Source organism: Bowmanella sp. JS7-9, from assembly GCF_004329715.1.
GTDB lineage: Bacteria > Pseudomonadota > Gammaproteobacteria > Enterobacterales > Alteromonadaceae > Pseudobowmanella > Pseudobowmanella zhangzhouensis.
Genome location: NZ_JXSY01000018.1, coordinates 294,222 through 314,790, shown reverse-complemented (window position 1 = coordinate 314,790; position 20,569 = coordinate 294,222). Strand labels below are relative to the sequence as shown.

Genomic DNA, 20,569 nt, shown 5'->3' with positions numbered 1-20,569 from the left:
TTTTGGCCTTCGCTGATACCCTTAGCGCCGGTTTTTTTATGTAGTCAGGTATATGAGTCATTCGCATATTATCGCCATCTCCGGCGCATCCGGTTCCGGCAAATCACTTTTCACTGCAACGTTGCAACAAGAGCTGAAGGAATCAGGCGCTGACGTGTTGGTACTGTGTGAGGATCACTATTACCGCGACCAATCAAATATGCCGATGGATGAGCGTGAAAAAACCAATTACGACCACCCTGATGCGTTTGAGCACAGCCTGTTAGCCAAGCATCTGCATGAGCTTAAAAAAGGCAATGCGATTGAGTACCCGAATTACTGTTACAAAACTCATACTCGCCTGAGTGAGACCACGCGCATTAGTGGCAAACCGGTGATTATCGTGGAAGGCATTATGTTGTTGGCCAGCGAACAGTTGTTACCGCTATTCGATTTAACGGTATTTATGGATACCGAGTTAGACATTTGTCTGCTGCGTCGAATTCAGCGTGACATCATTAGCCGTGGTCGCACCATTGAGTCAGTGGCTGAACAATACAAAAAAACAGTCAAACCCATGTATCACCAGTTCATCCAACCCTGCCGCCACAAAGCTAATATTGTGGTGACGCAAGGCGGTAAAAATCGCCCTGCACTGGATGTGATTAAAGCGCACATCCACCAAGCGTTAAAACAACAATAAGGAAAACGCATGACAAGCATTATCGGTATAGCCGTTATTCTGGCTTTAGCTTACCTGCTGTCCGCAAACCGCAAAAACATTAACTGGCGCACCGTTGGCGGTGCGTTTGCTATTCAGGCCTGTGTAGGCGCATTTGTACTTTATGTTCCTGCAGGTGCCCGCGTACTGGATTCGTTAACCGGGTTCGTAGCTAACATCATTAGCTACAGCAATAAGGGTATCGAATTTATGTTCGGCCCGGTCGGTGACAAATCCATCGGCTTTATGTTCGCATTTAACGTGTTACCCGTGATTGTATTTTTCTCGGCGTTAATCACCGTGCTATATCACCTGGGCATCATGTCCTGGATCATTCGTCTTATCGGTGGTTTCCTGCAATTGGTATTACGCACCAGTCGCCCGGAATCTATGTCGGCGGCGGCAAATATATTTGTTGGTCAGACTGAGGCACCGCTGGTCGTCAAACCTTTTATTCCACACATGACCCGCTCAGAATTATTCGCGGTTATGGTCGGCGGTCTGGCGTCCATCGCTGGCTCCGTAATGGCAGGCTATGCCGGTATGGGTGTTGAACTGAAATACCTGCTGGCAGCAAGCTTTATGGCGGCACCCGCTGGCCTGTTGATGGCAAAAATCATTATGCCGGAAACCGAACAGGCTAAAAACGAAGTTAGCGAACTGCAGGGCAGTGAAGACAAATACGCGAACATTTTTGAAGCTGCTGCAAGCGGTGCGGCATCGGGGATGCAACTTGCCCTGAACGTAGGCGCTATGTTGTTGGCCTTCGTGGCATTGATCGCCTTATTAAACGGCATCATCGGCGGGGTAGGCGCATGGTTTGGTATGCCGGACCTGACGTTCGAACTGATTCTGGGTTATGTGTTTCAACCACTGGCTTGGGCACTGGGCGTACCATGGGAAGAAGCCAATATCGCCGGCAGCTTTATTGGTCAGAAACTGGTGGTCAACGAATTCGTGGCGTATTTGAGCTTTGTTGACGCCCAATCACAGTTATCTGCATCCACTCAGGCCATTATTACTTTCGCTTTGTGTGGTTTTGCTAACTTCTCATCCATTGCCATACTGATGGGCGGCATTGGTGCGTTGGCACCAAACCGACGCTCAGAGATTGCTCAACTTGGTCTGCGTGCAGTTTTAGCTGCAACACTGGCAAACCTGATGAGCGCGGCACTGGCCGGATTGTTTTTATCAATTTAAAACTAAAAAGCTGATCGTGGACAAATTTGCCCACGCAGCTTTTCGGTAGACTTAATACGACGTGTATTGTTACACCAGATATATTTAGGACACATTGAATATGAAACTTGTCGCTGTTGATTACGCATCAGACAACGCAGCCAAAGACTTTGTTGAGTCACTGCACCAAACTGGTTTTGGTGTATTAAAAAACCACCCGATTCAACAGAAAATGGTCGATACCATTTATGAAGCGGCTAAAGCGTTTTTCGCCAAAGACGAAAAATATGATTACCGCTATAACGTCGGCACTCAGGATGGCTACTTCCCACCAGATGTATCGGAAGTCGCCAAAGGCCACACTGTTAAAGATATCAAGGAATACTTCCATTACTACCCGTGGGGTCAGTGCCCGGAAGAGCTTAAGCCTTATCTGTCTAGCTATTACGAGCATGCCATGAATCTGGCCAAAGAATTGCTGAACTGGATTGAGCAATATTCGCCGGAAGCTGTCGCGGCCAACTACTCGGAGCCGCTGTCAAACATGGTTAAAGACTCTGATCAGACCCTGTTGCGCGTGCTGCATTACCCGCCGTTTAAAGGTGATGAAGAGCCAGGGGCAATTCGTGCCGCGGCCCATGAAGATATCAACCTGATCACCATTTTGCCTGCCGCCAATGAACCTGGCTTACAGGTTAAGACTAAAGAAGATACCTGGCTGGACGTGCCATGCGACTTTGGTAACCTGATCGTAAACATTGGTGATATGTTGCAAGAAGCATCTGGTGGTTATTTCCCATCGACCACGCATCGTGTGATTAACCCGGAAGGTCAGGATCAGTCACGCGGCCGGATTTCACTGCCTTTATTCCTGCACCCTCGTCCTGACGTTAAACTCTCTGAGCGTCATACTGCAGGTACCTATCTGCAAGAGCGTCTGCGCGAGTTAGGTGTCATCTAAAAGCGCAGATTCATCGAAGGTGAATTGTTAAGCGAGGACCTTTCCGTTATGGTTAGGTCCTTTTTTGTACCCGTTATTTTGAAGAATGCCATGAACAAGTTTCTCATGACCAGCCTGTTGCTCAGCGCCTTACCCGCAGTGGACGCTGTTGCAACCGAGCAACCCAAACTAATAGTGCAGATCACCGTAGACCAGTTACGTGGTGATTTACTCAAACGCTATGCAGATCATTTCGTCGCATCAGGTAAAAGCAAAGGTTTTAAACGCTTTTTAGACGACGGCACCCTATACACTAACGCCCATTATCGCCATGCCACCACCCTCACAGCGGTAGGCCATGCGACGCTGGCGACGGGTGCAATTCCATCTCAACATGGGCTGGTTTCCAATGACTGGTATGATCGCAGCACAGGCAAGTCCATGTACTGCGTGGCAGATGCCAGTAATACTCTGCTAGGTGCCAAGGGCTACAGTTCTTCTGCTGCCAACTTGCTGGCTTCAACCTTCTCAGATGAGTTGTTTCAGGCAACCAATGGTCAGGCAAAAATATATGCAGTCTCGATTAAAGATCGCGGGGCGGTATTAACCGGAGGCCACCATGGCAAAGCATTCTGGTTTGATAAAAAGACCGGCAATATGGTGACCAGTACCTATTACTACCCCGAATTGCCTGCCTTTGCTGAACAGTTTAATCAGAGCGATGCCAAAGATGCCTACCTGGGCGCAAGCTGGTCACTTTCACTGAAGGAAAGTCAGTATCATAATGATGCCAGCAACCGCCCCTATCAGATGCCACCTAAGGGCTTTAATCTGGGCTTCCCACATGGCATGCCGGCTGACGCGTCCGCCACCTACTATGACATGCTAACTTACACCCCCTATGGTGATGAATTAACGGCGAAATTCGCACAACATGTGGTGGAAACCCAACAATTGGGTGCAGATGATATTACGGATTACTTATCCATCAGTTTCTCAGTAAACGACTATGTAGGCCATCGTTTTGGTCCTTACAGCCTGGAAGCAGAAGATAATCTGGTTCGTCTGGATAAAACCCTCGCCAATCTGTTCAGTTATCTGGATAAAAAAATCGGCCTGGAGCATGTGCTGATTGCACTGTCCGCCGACCATGGTGTGGACGCGATTCCGGAATACAAAGCCCTGCGTGGCAGCCCGGCACTGCGTGCCAAAGCCGTCGAGGATATCAATGCTGCCGCCCTGTCAGTTGCCGCCGATTTGGGCATTAAAGGAGAGCTGATTGAGAAAATCGCTTTGCCGGATATCTACCTAAACTACAGCACAATAACCGCCTCGACCTCATCCATCGAAACAGTCGCACAAAAGCTGGCAGAGAAAGTGGCGCAGGTAAATGGCGTCGCATTAGCTCTGACGGCTAAAGAGTTAACCGAGCAGAATCTGCAATACGATCCGATCAAAGCAAAAGTGCAAAACTCTTACGTGGCCAGTCGCGCAGGTGACGTGGTCGTGGTGCAGAAGCGTTCTACCATGCTACAAAGCTATTCAGCGGCGACTCACGGTTCTCCATACAATTACGATACTTACGTGCCGTTGTACTTCACTGGCTGGAAAGTAAAAGCCAAAGAGTACACCCGTCCGGTATCGCCGGAAGATCTGGCAGTTACCCTATCCGCGGTATTGGGTATCACGCAACCGGATCGGGCTACGGGTCAGGTGCTAAATGAAATCGTCATCCGCTAACAGAAAGTAAAAACAAAAAGGTCGGCACATGCCGACCTTTTTTATGAAGATTTCTGCAGGTTTTCTGCTATTTGCTCTACCTGACGCCATAATCGCAGGGTGTTCCCCCCCATGATTTGTGCAATCTCTTCGTCCTTGTAACCGCGGTCGAGCAAGCCCTGAATTAAATAAGGATAATACGACACATCTTTGAGATTCTCTGGCAAGGAATCACCTACCCCGTCAAAGTCCGAGCCGATACCGACGTGATCGATACCAATCAGCTTCACCACATAATCAATATGATTCAGCACATCTTCCAAAGTAGCAAACGGGAATGGATTGGTCGCTTTATAATCCTCAACCGCCTGTTTTGCCGCGTCACCTTCTGCACTGTCACGCACTTTATCGCGTTTGCTATACCAGTCCCGAGCCGTTTGGTTGATAAAACTGGAGCCAAAATTTATCTGAATTACACCCCCATTTTTGGCCAACGCCCTGAGCATATCATCATCCATATTACGCTCGAATCCGGGGGTAAATTTACGCAACGAACTGTGCGAGGCAATGACCGGGGCTTTAGAGATTTCGATAGCCTGGTAAAACGCCTGATCAGACACATGGGAAATATCCACCATCATGCCCAATCGATTCATCTCGGCTACCAGTTCTTTTCCGAACGGACTCAAGCCTTTCCACTGACGACGCAAATCATAAGATGAATCAGCGATATGATTACTCTCTGAGTGTGCCAACGTAATGTAGCGGATGCCACGATCATAGAAATGCTGCAATTTCGCGAAATCACCCGCGATGGGAGTACCATTCTCCATTCCCATAGCCAGCGCTATTTTGCCGTCAGCGAAGGCGCGCTCTACCTCATCCACGGACGCAGCCATGGTAAACTTTTGTGGCGCCCGGGCAACAATCGCCTCAGTTAAATCAATCATCATATTAGCTAATTGATCGCCGCCACCACTTTGTTCATAACGGGCTGGGATATAAATCGACATAAAAGGCGCATTCAGACCACCAGCCAATGCGCGTGGATAATCGAAATCCCCTTTCGCAGTCGCTTTAGTCACATCTTCCCAGCCTTCAACTAAGCGAATTGGCACATCGATATGGGTATCGACCAGAATATGTTTTTGCGCCAATTGATGGGCTTTTGCTGACGGTTCCTGGCTGTGAACAGCCATTGAGCAGGCGGTCGCAACAACGACGGCCAGTAATGCCTTTTTCATGTTAATCCTTTAATTTAAACGTATTTTTTAATGAAACTGATTGAAGGGGCAAAGAATGCGCAACCGGTTTGCACTGTGGTGAAATCCAGCAGCCGGTCGTATTGCCCTTCCCTATCCAGCGCGACCAGATTTTCCAGCATATGCCGAAATGGCTTCACCGTTCGCGCACAGGTAACCAAATACATGCCCTGCTCGTGCATATCTCCATAGGGCATGCCCTGCTGAAGTAATTTTATCGGCTCGCCAAATTTATCTACAGAGATGCGCGTCGCATGGCAAGCCGGACTTCTGGCATGGTCATCCAGCTCTGAATTAGTGTCTTTGCTACGCCCCATAATATATTCCTGCTCAGCGACCGATAACCGCTCCCATTGGGCTAAGTTATGCTGGTAGCGTTGAACATGGATATAACTGCCTCCGGCAAATTCCGGATCTTCCTCACCCACCAACGCCACATCTAACTTTGCCATCCCTCTGGGGTTGTCATACCCCATCACAAAGCCAGTCAAATCACGACCATCTAAAAAGCGGAATCCTTTAATCTGTTCAACCAATTCCGTATATGGGCTGAGCAAACGGCACACCTCAACGCCCAGTTGATGACAGACATCGGCGCGATCGGCTCTGATTTGAATAAATAAATCGAATGGGATAACCGGCATACGCGGTTCACGCTTTCCGGTGTCAGGAAATGGCGCGAGTTCAGCAGGCGTGTTGTGCGGATAAATCTCTGACCAAAAGTTACTGCCGATAGCAATCATGCCCGACAACATCGCCTCAAAATATTCTTGCTCATTGTAATAAAACAGATCTAACAGCATCGCTAAACGCTCACGCAACGCCGCGTAGTCATCATCGACCACGTTAAACATCAGATACAGACTGTGCAGATTGGGCTCGGCGCAAATGCCTTTTTGAGGTTGTGCCATGGTTAAGTAATCATTTGTTTTCGTTATAGAAAATAAATTAGCACGAATTGGCTAAAAGCCGTTAGCAACAAAAAAGCCTCGCGAGTGCGAGGCTTTCAAATAGCTTGGTTGATTAGGACTTAGTGAAATCCGGGTAGGCTTCCAGACCACATTCACTGATATCCACGCCTTCGTACTCTTCTTCTTCACTAACGCGCAGACCAATGGTAGCTTTCAGGATCAGCCAGACGATAGCCGAGACAACAAATACCCATACAAATATCGTTAATGCACCAATCAATTGTCCGCTGAACGACGCGCCGCCGTCTTCAGTCAACGGATTGGTTACTGGTACCAGTAACAGACCCAGCAAACCAACAACACCGTGTACAGAAATCGCACCCACTGGATCGTCAATTTTCAGCTTATCCAGGGTAATGATGGAGAACACCACCAGTACGCCACCGATAGCACCAAACAGCGTCGCCTGCAGTGGTGTCGGCGTTGAAGGCTCAGCCGTAATCGCAACCAGACCGGCCAGTGCACCGTTAAGCGCCATGGTTAAATCTGCTTTACCAAACATCACACGAGCCAGTAGCAGCGCAGCAATCAAACCACCCGCTGCGGCAGCGTTGGTATTCATAAATACCACGGCAACAGAGTTGGCACTTTCGACGCTGGCTGTGGCTAATACAGAACCACCGTTAAAGCCAAACCAGCCCATCCACAGGATGAAGGTACCCAATGTGGCCAATGGCAGGTTAGCCCCCGGAATCGCGTTTACACGGCCATCAGCTGCGTATTTACCTTTACGCGCACCTAACAGCAGTACACCAGACAATGCAGCCGCGGCGCCAGCCATATGCACGATACCTGAGCCAGCGAAATCGGAGAAACCTAAATCGCCAAGGGTATACATGCCAAATACCGCTTCACCACCCCATGTCCAGCGTCCTTCCATCGGGTAAATAAATGCAGTCATCACCACTGAGAATGCCAGGAAAGTCCACAGCTTCATTCGTTCCGCCACTGCACCAGACACAATGGACATTGCGGTGGCAACGAACACAACCTGGAAGAAGAAATCTGCAGAAGGAGCATAAGTTGCAGGCTCTTCAGCACCGGTTGCACCGTCAGCCATAATGCCATCTAAGAACCAAGCAAAATCCGCGCCGCCATACATAATGCTGTAGCCACAAATCATATACATGGTACAGGCGATCGCATACAAGGCGACGTTCTTGGTCAGAATTTCTGTAGTGTTTTTGGCGCGAACTAAACCCGCTTCCAACATGGCAAAGCCTGCCGCCATCCACATTACCAATGCACCACAAACCAAGAAATAGAAGGTATCGAGTGCGTAACTTAATTCAAATGTTGTTTCCATGAGACAGCCTCCCCTTACACTGCTTCGTCGTCAGTTTCGCCAGTACGAATGCGTACCGCGTGCTGCAGGTCATACACAAAAATTTTGCCATCACCAATTTTACCGGTGCGCGCTGCACCCATAATGGCCTCGACTAAGCGATCTACCTGATCATCACCGATGGCAATTTCCAGTTTCACTTTGGGTAGAAAATCTACCTGGTACTCTGCACCACGATAGAGTTCAGTGTGTCCTTTCTGACGCCCAAAGCCTTTCACTTCTGTGACGGTCAACCCGTCGATGCCAATCTCTGAGATGGCTTCCCGAACATCATCAAGCTTAAATGGCTTGATGATGGCACTGACTAGTTTCATACGTGGCACTCCTGTCGGAACTGATGTTGATTTTGGTTAGATTTATCAGTAACTAAACAAGTGCCATGCCAAAAGAAATAGTCTTTAAATTTCAGCATGTTAGCTATAGACAAATGAATTTACAGAAAACTAACGCACCATTTTGGGGCGGCGCATTATCTTCGCGCATTAAAGCCGTGCAGAGTTAATCAGGAAGTTGGTCGAGACGCTGAATAATCTGTAAAACCAATTCTGCGCTGTTCATTACGAACGTCCGGGAAAGGTTTGCCGCATTGTCGCGTGGAGTGTGATAACGCTCATGTGCGCTACCGCCGAAAAAGATCACCGGGATATTTTGTCGGTAAAATGGGTAATGATCGCTTGCTCGAAGCCAATCAAACTGTTGTCCTTGCTGCGTGCGAAACATACGCCCTTGCACCCGCAGCGCACATTCCGTCTGTGGTTGCACGTACTGCTCAATCACCTGCTGCTGTTCTTTGCCTAGTAAGCGATGAAACACAGCTAAGCGACAACCCCGCTCTGGCTCACCTAGCATGTCCAGATTGATATTAAGTTTTATTTTTTCCACCGGAATCGGACTGTTTTGCAAAAAGGCGTAGGAGCCATACAAGCCAGATTCTTCACCATCGGTCGCCACAAACAATATCGAATAGTCGGGTGCATGAATAACGAAATAGTCTGCCAGAGCCAACATAACCGCAACCCCTGACGCATTGTCATCTGCGCCGGGAAAATAATCATGTAAAGACCCACCTAAATGGTCAAAATGTGCCGTTAGCACGAAATACTGTTCCGGTTTTTTTTTACCTCTTATCTCACCGACAATATTTGCTCCGGCTTTGCCACGGAATTCAAATGCTTTTAAGTAATTATTGCTGTTGATTGGAGCGAGACCAATCTGAGAATATCGATGGGCTATATATTCAATAGCCATTTCATTGTGGCCAATCCGCCGACCTGAAAATGCTGGACTGCTCAGCATCTCAATATCATGCCACAAGCTATCGTCCAACTGTGTTGGTATCGCCGTCAGTAAAGAGACCATTAAATAAACTGACAGCACCTCAACGTATACCCGCGAATAACTGCAATTTAGATGTGTATTTCTGTTCGTCTTCTACGTTATCTGCGTATCTTCTCGCCCGCAATAATTCCCGTTCACTGCGGTCGTAGTCTCCCAACATAGCCCATGCCTTTGCTAAACCGAAATGGAAAGCATGATTTTTGTTATTCAAGCTATTTGCCCTCCGATAAAAGTCCAGAGCCTCATCATAACGTCCTTTACTCATCGCTTCTTCGCCGAGAATAAAATGATAATAGGGATTATTAATTCGTCTCAGTACAACCTTTTCATAGAGCGCCTCTGCCTTTTGAGGCTGACCAATATGACTGTAATAGACGGCGAGGTTTTCCAATAGATTTGTATGATTAGGTGCATAAACTAAACCTGCTTCGTAACTATCACGAGCAGCGTCATAGTGTCCTGACATTCTATATGCAATGCCAATATTTCCATACGTTGGTACAAACGAACTATCGGCCCGAATTGCTGCACGGAAATAGGCGTAGGCGGCTAATATATTATTTTGAACTAACGCATCAGCCCCTTTGTTATTGTAAAACATGGCAACGATTCGACTTTTATCGATCTTATTGGTCGGGAAATGATAGCGAGATATCTCTGGGTCAAAATCGATGACAATTTCTTTACCATTGACAATCATCAGATCGACATTTTTCTTTTCTGCCTGCATTTTGAGTTTTAGATTAACGTGACCATTGAGCATGGAATACCCATCACGCCTCACCCAAGCCTCCGGAATGTGAACTTCTTGAAAAACTGGTTCTAAGCCAATGTACTGAGCCATTGAATAAGCCAGAATAGACATTGACAGGCAATTTGCCTGTTTCTGCTCCGAAGTTTCACTTGCAGTGGTATTTGCACTGTTCTCATAACGTAAATTCAACACTGACTGGTCGAATAGTTCATCAATCAGGGCATCCCGTCTTACTGCTAGATTGGGTGTCTTTGCAATAATCGGTTTGAGTTTCTCAATAATGGCTGGATTGAGTGCAAATATGTCTTCAACTGACTCGATGGGAATGGATGATGCATCTGGAAACAAGTCATCTCGCAATACTTCATCAACATGTAACCGGGATACCTGAGTTGTTTGGCAAGCACCCAATAATAATAGTGGCAACACCAGAAGAGCTCTTAGTTTCATGATTGACCCACCCTTGGTTTGGCTTATTGATAACTATTACAGATATTTTCACAATCGCACCAGAGACTAATCCTGAAAATTACTTGTTCGGTCGCTTTACCAACGAAAAGTTAAGTCTGTTTGGAATCCGAATCAGCATAAGCACAAGCGCAAAAAGCCCATAAAATATGGGTTCCGAGACATTCGCTTTAACTGACCAGTAAAAGTGCCAAATAACCAGCAGCAGCAGAGGATAAATAAGATTATGCAGGCGCTGCCAGTTTCTACCCATACGTCTGCGAATATTGTTTATTGAGGTGACCGATAGCGCACTGAATATACTCAGCGCCAGCATGCCCACCCATATGTATGGCCGTTTAATTAACTCACTAACAAACATATCGACACTAAGCGCCAGCTCGAACACCCAGTAATTAACCACATGCAGTAGTGCAAAAAATGCTGCATACAAGCCGAGTAATCGCCTGGTTTGCATTAACCAGCCTGCTTTAAAGTGCTTTGCCAATGGTGAAACACAAAGGGTTAACAGCAGCATGTTTAAGCTGGCGATACCGCAAAAGTGAATGACACGCTCGACAGGATCCGGCCCCAGCGTATCTTGCCAGGCAGCTTGATACAGCCAGCCAATGCTTCCCAGGCAACCCAGATGAATAAGGTACTTTAGCAGCAGTACTTTTTTACCAGCAGAAAGCATTAATAATTACGCCTCAAATCCATGCCCTTATATAAAGAGGCCACCTGTTCGGCGTAACCGTTAAACGGTTGGGTATCGATATAGGTTTGATTGAACAGGCCTCCACTGAGGATCCGTCGCTCTCGTGCCTGACTCCATCGCGGATGATCCACCGCTGGATTCACATTGGCGTAAAACCCATATTCCTGAGGAGCAAGCTTATTCCAGGTGGTAGGTGGCTGTTTATCCGTCAGACGGATGGACACGATAGATTTGATGCTTTTAAACCCATATTTCCACGGCACAACCAATCTCACTGGCGCACCATTTTGCCCTGGCAAGGTTTTACCGTACAAACCCACCGCTAAGATGGTTAACGGGTGCATCGCTTCATCCATGCGCAGGCCCTCCACATAGGGATAATCTATACCGCCACCGAGAAAGTAGTTACCGACCCCCGGCATCCTGGATTTATCTGCCAAAGACTCAAACGCGACATATTTAGCACTGCCTTGTGGGTCAGCCTGTTTAAGTAAGGAAGCTAAGGGGAAGCCAATCCAAGGGATGACCATTGACCAGGCTTCGACACAGCGCAGTCGATAAATACGTTCCTGCAGATCTCGTCGCTTAATCAGGTCTTCATAACCCAGAGTTATCGGCTTGTTGACCATACCAGACACCAGCAAGGTCCAGGGATCCGGATTAAAGTCTTTCGCGTTCTCCGCGGGTTGGTCTTTTTGGGTGCCGAACTCATAAAAATTGTTGTAGCTGGTCACTTTTGACTCTGGCGTCAGGTCGGGTTCCGAGCGATTGGCATCGGCTACATAGCTAAGTGGCTTTAGCGCTATGGTCTGGTTATCACCAAACCAGTCCAAAACACCTGCTGTGGCATAGGGCGCCAATAATCCGGTGCTACCGACAAAGCCGAGCTGTTTCAACAACTGACGCCGCCCCCGGTAAACTGATTCGTCGGTCACCTGATTTTCACTTACATCCTGCTTTCGCTTAAAAGTAAACAATTCACATCCCCGGCAATTAAACCCTTTTCCATCTACGCATAAAGACAGTGATAAGCCCAATTTGCTTTCAATCAGCCAATAAAAAAGGAGCCATGAGGCTCCTTTTCTAAATCAGGACAGGCGGTCCCTGAAATCTTCGTATTCAAAGTGACGTATCAAATCGAACTCACCATTTTTACGTAAAATTCCGATATCCGGATGTTGCACACCATTAAAGAAGGTAGTTTTCACCATAGTGTAGTGAATCATATCTTCAAAGATAATGCGGTCACCAATGGCTAAAGGCTTATCAAAACTGTAGGTGTCAATCACATCACCGGCCAGACAGGAGTTCCCGCCCAGCTTATAATCATGGCCTTTCTCGCCGGCTTCACCTGTACCGCGCACGACTGGGCGATAAGGCATCTCCAGTACATCTGGCATATGTGCCGTGGCAGAAATATCCAGAATGGCGATTTTGTCGCGATTTTCAACGATATCCACGACTTCGGCCACCAGCGGCCCGGTTTGCCAAGCCACCGCAGAGCCTGGCTCCAGAATAATATGCAGATCATATTTTTCGCGGAAGGCTTTCAAGGTCTTAATCAGGTGGTCTACATCGTAACCTTTGCGCGTCATCAGGTGACCACCGCCCAGGTTTAACCATTTCATTTGCGGCAACCATTTGGCAAAGCGCTTTTCGACTGCCTCCAATGTGCGCTCGGCGGCAAACGAGTCACATTCACACAGGTTGTGTACATGGAAGCCATCGATGCCGCTTAGATCCAACCCTTCTAGTTGCGACGCACGAACACCTAAACGTGAGCCCGGTGCACTGGGGTCATATAACTCAGTTTCCGCTTCTCGATGTTCCGGGTTAATTCGCAGCCCCATTGAGATACCAGCATCGGCAACCTGCTGTTGATAACGCTGCCACTGACCAACACTGTTAAACGAGATATGGTTAACCAACTGGACTAATTCGTCTATATCCTGTGGCTTATAGGCTGGTGCGTAAGCGTGTACTTCCTTACCGAATTCAAATTTGGCCAGTTTAGCTTCCCAAACAGAGCTGGCGGTACAGCCTTTCAGATACTGTTTGACCAGCGGAAAGGTCGACCACATGGAGAAACCTTTCAGCGCAAGGATAATATCAACACCGGCTTCCTGTTGAACCCGCTGCATAATCTGCAGGTTAGCCTCCAGACGGCTCTCTTCACATACATAGCAAGGCGATGGAATGGCAGGATGTAAAATCGGATCAGTCACAGCAAATAACTCCAAATAAACAGAGTGAAAAACGCCACCCTGGAGGTGGCGTGTGTCTTATTACTTCGCGAACGGAGAGTCACATTCAATCACATGCCATGGCAAGCCATGCACGTTCAACAGCTCCATAAATGGATCCGGATCGAATTGCTCCATATTCCATACGCCCGGTTTCATCCAGGTACCTTTTAACATCAGCGCGGCCCCGATCATCGCCGGAACACCGGTAGTGTATGAAACAGCCTGAGCACCGACTTCTGCGTGGCAGGCAGCGTGGTCACAGTTGTTATAGATAAAGATGGTCTTCTCTTTACCATCTTTGATACCGGTAATGTAAGTACCGATACAGGTTTGTCCCTGATAACCATCAGACAAAGAGCCAGGGTTAGGTAATACAGCCTTGAGGAACTCCAAAGGCACAATTTGCTGACCCTGGAAGTTGATTGGCTCAATGCTGGTCATACCGATACCTTCCAACACACGCAGGTGGGTCAGGTACGCTTCGCCGAAAGTCATCCAGAAACGGGCACGCTTCAGCGTTGGGAAGTGCTTAACCAGGGATTCCAGTTCTTCATGGAACATCAGGTAAGAGGCACGAACACCAATGTTCTGATAATCCAGATCTTCACGCACGCTCAGTGGATCGGTTTCTTTCCACTCACCGTTTTCCCAGAAACGACCACGCTGAGTAATCTCACGGATATTAATTTCCGGGTTGAAATTGGTCGCAAACGCCTTGCCGTGGTCACCACCATTACAATCGACGATATCCAGATAGTGAATTTCATCAAAATAGTGCTTAGCTGCGTACGCGGTATACACGTTGGTAACACCCGGATCGAAACCGCTGCCCAGCAGGGCCATGATACCGGCGTCTTTGAATTTATCCTGATACGCCCACTGCCAGCTATATTCGAATTTGGCTTCGTCTTTTGGCTCGTAGTTAGCGGTGTCCAGGTAGTGTGTCTTGGTTGCCAGACACGCATCCATAATCGGCAGATCCTGATAAGGTAATGCCAGGTTAACCACCAGATCAGGCTTCACTTGTTCGATTAACTTGATGACTTCATCAGCGTTATCAGCATCGACTGCAAAAACCCCTTTAATACGATCCACGCCACATTCTTGTTGCAACGCTTCACACTTAGACAGGGTACGGCTAGCCAAGTAAATTTCATCAAAAAACTCTGGCAAACGCGCACATTTTTTAACAGTTACAGTACTGACACCACCAGCACCAATAATCAGAACGCGGGACATAGATATTCCTCAACGGTTAGCAAATGAAAAAAACGCTGCATGCTATCACCATTGCAAAACTTGGCAATAGTTTCACAGACTTAACCCGAAAAAAGCAGTGTAGCAAATTACGCAGGCAACTGTTTGGAAACACGAATATTCGCCAACATGTGATCAATCTTCCAATCTTGCAGACACAAAAAAGCCGGGTTAAACCCGGCTTCTTCAGTTAAGAGTGATTATGCCACGCTCAAGGTGGGGATAATCGTTTCTTTCGCTTTGTCAGATGCTTTGAGGAACTCATCCATTTTGTCGAAATTCAGGTAACGGAAGATATCACCGCTCATGGTCTGAATCTTACTGGCGTATTCCATATACTCTTCACGCGTTGGGATTTTGCCCATGATTGCACCAACCGCTGCCAGCTCGGCAGATGTCAGGTAAACATTGGCGCCATCACCCAGACGATTCGGGAAGTTACGCGTTGAAGTCGACAGCACTGTGGTTCCCGCTTTCACACGAGCCTGGTTACCCATACACAGTGAACATCCTGGCATTTCCGTACGCACACCGGCGCGGCCGTAGATGTTGTAATAGCCTTCTTCCATCAACTGAGCTTTGTCCATCTTAGTCGGTGGAGAGATCCACAGACGAGTAGACAATTCACCTTTGGTTTGCTCAAGCAGTTTACCTGCCGCACGGAAGTGACCAATGTTAGTCATGCATGAACCGATAAACACTTCATCGACACTGTCGCCTGCCACATCAGACAGAGTGCGCGCGTCATCCGGATCGTTTGGTGCACACACGATTGGTTCGTTGATATCGGCCAGATCGATTTCAATCACAGCGGCATATTCAGCGTCTTTATCTGCGCGCATCAGGCTTGGGTTGGCCAGCCATTCTTCCATCTTACGGGCACGACGCTCAAGCGTACGCGCATCACCGTAACCTTCGTTGATCATCCAGCGCAACATGACGATGTTGGAACGCAGATATTCAGCTACTGACTCCTCAGACAGATTGATTGTACAGCCCGCGGCAGAACGCTCTGCAGAGGCATCAGACAATTCAAACGCCTGCTCAACAGTCAGGTTTTCCAGACCTTCGATTTCCAGAATGTTACCCGAGAAGATGTTTTTCTTACCTTTCTTCTCAACTGTCAGCAGACCTTCTTTAATTGCATACAGAGGAATAGCATGCACCAGGTCACGCAGCGTGATACCCGGCTGCATTTCACCTTTAAAGCGCACTAATACTGACTCTGGCATATCCAATGGCATCACACCGGTCGCAGCAGCGAACGCCACCAATCCAGAACCAGCCGGGAAAGAAATACCCAGTGGGAAACGAGTGTGTGAGTCACCACCAGTACCAACGGTGTCAGGCAACAGCATACGGTTCAGCCAGCTGTGAATGATACCGTCGCCAGGGCGCAGTGACACACCACCACGGTTCATAATGAAGTCTGGCAACGTGTGCTGTGTATCGATATCGACCGGCTTAGGATAAGCCGCGGTATGACAGAATGACTGCATGGTCAGGTCAGCAGTAAAGCCCAGACACGCCAGATCTTTCAGTTCATCACGAGTCATAGGACCTGTGGTGTCCTGAGAGCCAACCGTTGTCATTTTTGGCTCTACATACATACCCGGGCGAACACCCTGCATGCCGCACGCCTTGCCGACCATTTTCTGGGCCAGGGTGTAACCTTTGCCTGAGTCAACTGGTTGCTCTGGTTTGCGGAATACATCACTGGTGCCCATACCTAAGGCTTCGCGTGCACGCTCAGTCAGACCGCGACCGATAATCAGGTTAATACGGCCACCGGCACGTACTTCATCCAGCAGCACTTTAGATTTGTAGCTGTACTCCGCCAGCACTTCGCCGCTGTCTGCGTTCTTAATAACACCATCCAGTGGACGAATTTCGATGGTATCGCCCATCTCCATCTTGTCGACGTCAGCTTCAAATACCAGTGCACCGGCATCTTCCATTGTATTGAAGAAAATGGGTGCCACTTTGCCACCAATACAGATACCACCACCGCGCTTGTTTGGTACGCCCGGCAGATCTTCACCGAAGAACCACAGTACAGAGTTAGTCGCAGATTTACGTGAAGAGCCCGTGCCCACTACGTCACCAACGAAGGCGACTGGCAAGCCTTTGGCTTTGATGTCTTCAATCTGTTTCATTGGGCCGATTTCGCCCGGCGCATCTGGTTCCAGACCGTCGCGCTTCATTTTGTACATGGCTAATGCGTGCAGAGGGATATCCGGACGAGACCAGGCATCCGGTGCGGGTGACAGATCATCCGTGTTGGTTTCACCCGTCACTTTGAAAACAGTGGCTTTAATCGACTCAGGGATTTCAGGACGCGAGGTAAACCATTCGGCATCCGCCCAGCTTTGTAACACTTCCTTCGCGTGAGCGTTACCCGCTTTGGCTTTTTCTTCCACGTCGTGGAAGGCATCAAACATCAGCAAGGTATGCTTCAGTTCTTCTGCAGCTAACTCAGCCAGGTCGCCGTCGTCTAATAATGAAACCAGTGTTTCGATGTTATAACCACCGTGCATGTTACCCAGTAACTGCACCGCAGCATCTTTAGAAATCAGCGGCGAATTAGTTTCACCTTTTACGATTGCGCTCAGGAAGCCTGCCTTCACATAGGCAGCTTCATCCACACCAGGAGGAACGCGGTCAGAGATTAACTCCAACAAGAAATCTTCTTCGCCAGCTGGCGGATTTTTCAGTAATTCAATCAACTCGGCAGTTTGCTCTGCACTTAGCGGCTTAGGCGGTACACCTTGCTCTGCACGCTCGGCAACATGTTGACGATATGCTTCTAACACTATGAAATCCTCTTTGTTATCTGCGACTACTCAGAACGAGCGCACAGTTTAGGAATGAAACCGCCTAAGTATAAAGGCTGAAAGGAAAAATTAACAACGAACAGGGCTCAGATTTGTTTATAGCCAGCATAAATTTGATGAATTTCAAACGCCCTGTTCATTATTTATTCGAATAATTAAAACACCAAAAACAAATCCGGGTTCATCAGGAACAGGATGCTTTGTGCCTCCTGACGAGCGAAGGCAACGGCATCGACCATCATCTCCTCACTGATATTGTGGGATTTGAGGATCTCCAGATTGATCAGGGTCGGCAGCGAATAAAATTCCGGATGAATCAGCGTCAGTGCACCGCGAATCGCCCCGTTAATAATCGCCGCTTCTTTAATTTCCAATGCTTGCTGAATATTAAAACTTTGTCTGATCGGACTGTATATTTCCTCTGGCACACCCCACAAACGCATGATGTGGTAGCTGACATCGGCGTAGGTAAAACCCATCACCCGCTTTTGCACCTGCCAGGGCACGAGTTTTGCGTGATAATCCTCACAATTAGCTGCCAGTTCGGGCGCTTGTCTGGCAACGGCTAATTCCCCGAAATTAGCTACCAATCCGGTCAGGAAAAGCTGCTCTGCATGCTTGCATTTGGCTAATTTGCCTAATTCACGTGCAATCAGACTGGTAAACACCGATTGCTGCCAGAAACGTTCAAGATTAATAGAGACGTCATCAAACTGTTTAAACACACTGCTGGCTGTCTCAGTCATGACCAGTGAATAAACCGATTCACCACCGATGACGTTAACAGCCTTACCAATAGTCGTGACCTTGTTAGGGAAGTTATACAGGGCGCTGTTGGCAAGCTTAATTAAACTCGCAGCCAGAGACGGATCGACAGCAATGACTTCTGCGATGTCGTCGATATTAGAGTAATCATCATCCAGCATCTCGCGGATCCGCGAGCAGGTATCAGGCAAAGCAAAGGATTCAGTCACACTTTTAGCGTAGTCTATGGCTTGCATCGTTCACATCTCCTCCAGCCCACTGATCTGAATATAGCCAAGCTTAACTACATGGCAAACTTGCTATTCAGTTTGAGTTAACAAAAGCACGCGTATACCTGACAGTACGACACAACATCAGGAAGAGCGTCATGCGTTTATATCCATTAATTTTAAGTGTTTGCCTGATTGCATTACCAATCACACCGGCTTTCGCCGCGGACAATGATGACAATCAGATCGTGACTACCCTTGAGCAGGAACAATTGGATAGCGTGCTATCGCCTATTGCCTTGTATCCGGACTCTTTACTTTCTCATATTCTGGTTGCCAGCACCTATCCTCTGGAGTTAGTTCAGGCACAACGCTGGCGAGAGCAAAATACAAATCTCACTCCCCAACAAGCGCTGGATCAAGCAGAAAAGTTCGATTGGGATCCCAGCGTGGTGGCTCTGGTGGCATTTAATGACCTACTCGATCGCCTGGTGGATGATCTGAACTGGTTGCAACAACTGGGCGATGCCGTGTTAAGCGATGAAACGCTGGTTCTGGAACGAATTCAATCGCTACGGACAAAAGCCGTCGCGCTGGGTAATATCAATAGCAATGAATATCAGACCGTCACCACCAGCGCAGATAAGGAAATAGAAATTGCCACCCCGATTGAGCGTGTGGTGTATGTGCCATATTACGACACCCGTGTGATTTATGGGCACGACTACTGGCATCACTATGAACCCGTTTATTGGCATTCACCGGCCATATCTGTCTGGCACCATAATGCCCACTGGGGCGTTGGTATCGAGTTACTACCTCGCTTCTGGTTCAGTGGTTTTCACTGGCACCGTCGCCACGTAGTCGTAAATTACGATGTCTATCATTATCCACGCCACCACACCAGAGACAAAAAAGTTCGTGTGACCGAGTACAGCCGCTGGCAACACGCCACCCAGCACCGCCGTGGCGCGCGCTATGCCAGCACGTCCCATGCATATCAGCGACATACCGCTAACAAGCCCCGTGTAGTCAATGTACAACGCGATAACACCGCACACCATCGAGATCGCCAACCGGTCATGCATGAACGTAAGTCTGAACGCAAAGAATTTAAACAGAGAGATTGGCAGCAGGCCCTGCACAAAAGAATGGATGATAAGTCAGCGCAATCTCGGGTAACCGCTCGCGATAATGCTAGCGAACATCAATACAAAGACAGCCGGATCCAGAATGAGCGCAGAGAAGTGACCAACCCATCACACAAGATCAGTAAAGGTTATTCCGTGAAAAGCGACGAGCAGCAAAGGGCTCGGCAAATATCTGACACACCAAAGAAAGAAATAAAATCACGTCCATCCTCTGAGCGGGCGAATAGAACAGAACATGTCAGCCGACACACTTCCCGAGACCAGGGAAAAGCAAAGAGGGAACGCCAATAAGTGCAGGGAAGCACCTTTTCAGGCAACAAAAAAGGCGGTGATTAAACCGCCTTTTTCTCAAGTGAAAACGTCTTACAGAACAACGTTTGCAGCTTGTGGACCTTTTTGACCTTGCTCAACGTCAAAAGAAACTTTTTGACCTTCAGCCAGAGTCTTGAAGCCGTCGCCAGCGATAGCGCGGAAGTGTACGAATACGTCTTTACCGCCGTCTGCTGGAGTGATGAAACCGTAACCTTTGTCTTGGTTGAACCATTTAACTGTGCCAGTCATTTTAGACATAAATATCTCCTGATTAATAAGTTGTAGGGATCGCTCCCTCGTAAAGGTCAAGAAATAGCGCTATTAATCAGAGAGTTATCACTTATTCGGTGAAGATAACCTTCACCTAATCGGTCTTACGGTCGAACTAAGGATCTTACTTAACAATAGGCAGCTTTCCAGCC

Annotated in this window: 18 protein-coding genes; 5 read left to right on the top strand and 13 right to left on the bottom strand. The window is 48.0% G+C overall.

Annotation, left to right across the window (positions count from 1 at the left end; translation table 11 throughout):
• The first annotated feature begins 52 nt into the window (after nucleotides 1-52).
• From udk to TK45_RS10905, 4 genes are all read left to right on the top strand, one after another.
• Nucleotides 53-682, top strand: a complete 630-nt coding sequence (gene udk / locus TK45_RS10920; protein ID WP_131258691.1) for a uridine kinase — start codon at nucleotides 53-55, stop codon at nucleotides 680-682.
• Between the two features lie 9 nt (nucleotides 683-691).
• A complete protein-coding gene (locus TK45_RS10915) occupies nucleotides 692-1,900 on the top strand; it encodes a NupC/NupG family nucleoside CNT transporter (protein ID WP_131258690.1) in 1,209 nt (402 codons plus the stop codon).
• A 100-nt stretch (nucleotides 1,901-2,000) separates the two neighbouring features.
• A complete protein-coding gene (locus TK45_RS10910) occupies nucleotides 2,001-2,840 on the top strand; it encodes an isopenicillin N synthase family oxygenase (protein WP_131258689.1) in 840 nt (279 codons plus the stop codon).
• A gap of 90 nt (nucleotides 2,841-2,930) precedes the next feature.
• A complete protein-coding gene (locus tag TK45_RS10905; protein ID WP_165490763.1) occupies nucleotides 2,931-4,559 on the top strand; it encodes an alkaline phosphatase family protein in 1,629 nt (542 codons plus the stop codon).
• A 41-nt stretch (nucleotides 4,560-4,600) separates the two neighbouring features.
• Here the strand turns inward: TK45_RS10905 and TK45_RS10900 are convergent, their stop codons facing one another.
• The 12 genes from TK45_RS10900 to TK45_RS10845 form a co-directional block, all read right to left on the bottom strand.
• A complete protein-coding gene (locus tag TK45_RS10900) occupies nucleotides 4,601-5,782 on the bottom strand; it encodes a dipeptidase (protein ID WP_131258687.1) in 1,182 nt (393 codons plus the stop codon).
• Between the two features lie 14 nt (nucleotides 5,783-5,796).
• Complete coding sequence (locus TK45_RS10895) at nucleotides 5,797-6,711, bottom strand: Dyp-type peroxidase (RefSeq protein WP_131258686.1); 915 nt, start codon at nucleotides 6,709-6,711, stop codon at nucleotides 5,797-5,799.
• Nucleotides 6,712-6,823: 112 nt separating this feature from the next.
• Nucleotides 6,824-8,077: an ammonium transporter gene (locus TK45_RS10890; RefSeq protein ID WP_131258685.1), complete on the bottom strand. Its 1,254-nt coding sequence runs from the start codon at nucleotides 8,075-8,077 to the stop codon at nucleotides 6,824-6,826.
• A gap of 14 nt (nucleotides 8,078-8,091) precedes the next feature.
• Entirely contained in the window at nucleotides 8,092-8,430 is a 339-nt protein-coding gene (gene glnK / locus TK45_RS10885; protein WP_131258684.1) for a P-II family nitrogen regulator, read from the bottom strand.
• Nucleotides 8,431-8,614: 184 nt separating this feature from the next.
• Entirely contained in the window at nucleotides 8,615-9,412 is a 798-nt protein-coding gene (locus TK45_RS10880) for a M28 family peptidase (RefSeq protein WP_165490762.1), read from the bottom strand.
• A gap of 82 nt (nucleotides 9,413-9,494) precedes the next feature.
• Nucleotides 9,495-10,658: a tetratricopeptide repeat protein gene (locus tag TK45_RS10875; protein WP_131258682.1), complete on the bottom strand. Its 1,164-nt coding sequence runs from the start codon at nucleotides 10,656-10,658 to the stop codon at nucleotides 9,495-9,497.
• Nucleotides 10,659-10,737: 79 nt separating this feature from the next.
• Nucleotides 10,738-11,352: a protein-methionine-sulfoxide reductase heme-binding subunit MsrQ gene (gene msrQ, locus TK45_RS10870; RefSeq protein ID WP_131258681.1), complete on the bottom strand. Its 615-nt coding sequence runs from the start codon at nucleotides 11,350-11,352 to the stop codon at nucleotides 10,738-10,740.
• The gene (msrP, locus tag TK45_RS10865; RefSeq protein ID WP_131258680.1) at nucleotides 11,352-12,350 is read right to left on the bottom strand and encodes a protein-methionine-sulfoxide reductase catalytic subunit MsrP; all 999 of its coding nucleotides are present in this window, start codon (nucleotides 12,348-12,350) and stop codon (nucleotides 11,352-11,354) included. The genes msrQ and msrP overlap by 1 nt, the downstream gene beginning before the upstream one ends.
• A 111-nt stretch (nucleotides 12,351-12,461) precedes the next feature.
• Nucleotides 12,462-13,598: a carboxynorspermidine decarboxylase gene (nspC, locus tag TK45_RS10860; protein WP_131258679.1), complete on the bottom strand. Its 1,137-nt coding sequence runs from the start codon at nucleotides 13,596-13,598 to the stop codon at nucleotides 12,462-12,464.
• Between the two features lie 60 nt (nucleotides 13,599-13,658).
• Nucleotides 13,659-14,858: a saccharopine dehydrogenase family protein gene (locus TK45_RS10855; protein WP_131258678.1), complete on the bottom strand. Its 1,200-nt coding sequence runs from the start codon at nucleotides 14,856-14,858 to the stop codon at nucleotides 13,659-13,661.
• 218 nt (nucleotides 14,859-15,076) lie between these two features.
• Complete coding sequence (acnB, locus tag TK45_RS10850; RefSeq protein ID WP_131258677.1) at nucleotides 15,077-17,689, bottom strand: bifunctional aconitate hydratase 2/2-methylisocitrate dehydratase; 2,613 nt, start codon at nucleotides 17,687-17,689, stop codon at nucleotides 15,077-15,079.
• Nucleotides 17,690-17,865: 176 nt separating this feature from the next.
• A complete protein-coding gene (locus TK45_RS10845; protein WP_131258676.1) occupies nucleotides 17,866-18,711 on the bottom strand; it encodes an HDOD domain-containing protein in 846 nt (281 codons plus the stop codon).
• A 131-nt stretch (nucleotides 18,712-18,842) separates the two neighbouring features.
• Between TK45_RS10845 and TK45_RS10840 the strand changes: the two genes are divergently transcribed.
• Entirely contained in the window at nucleotides 18,843-20,126 is a 1,284-nt protein-coding gene (locus TK45_RS10840; RefSeq protein WP_131258675.1) for a DUF3300 domain-containing protein, read from the top strand.
• 72 nt (nucleotides 20,127-20,198) lie between these two features.
• Here the strand turns inward: TK45_RS10840 and TK45_RS10835 are convergent, their stop codons facing one another.
• A complete protein-coding gene (locus tag TK45_RS10835) occupies nucleotides 20,199-20,405 on the bottom strand; it encodes a cold-shock protein (protein ID WP_131258674.1) in 207 nt (68 codons plus the stop codon).
• Nucleotides 20,406-20,569: the final 164 nt, after the last annotated feature.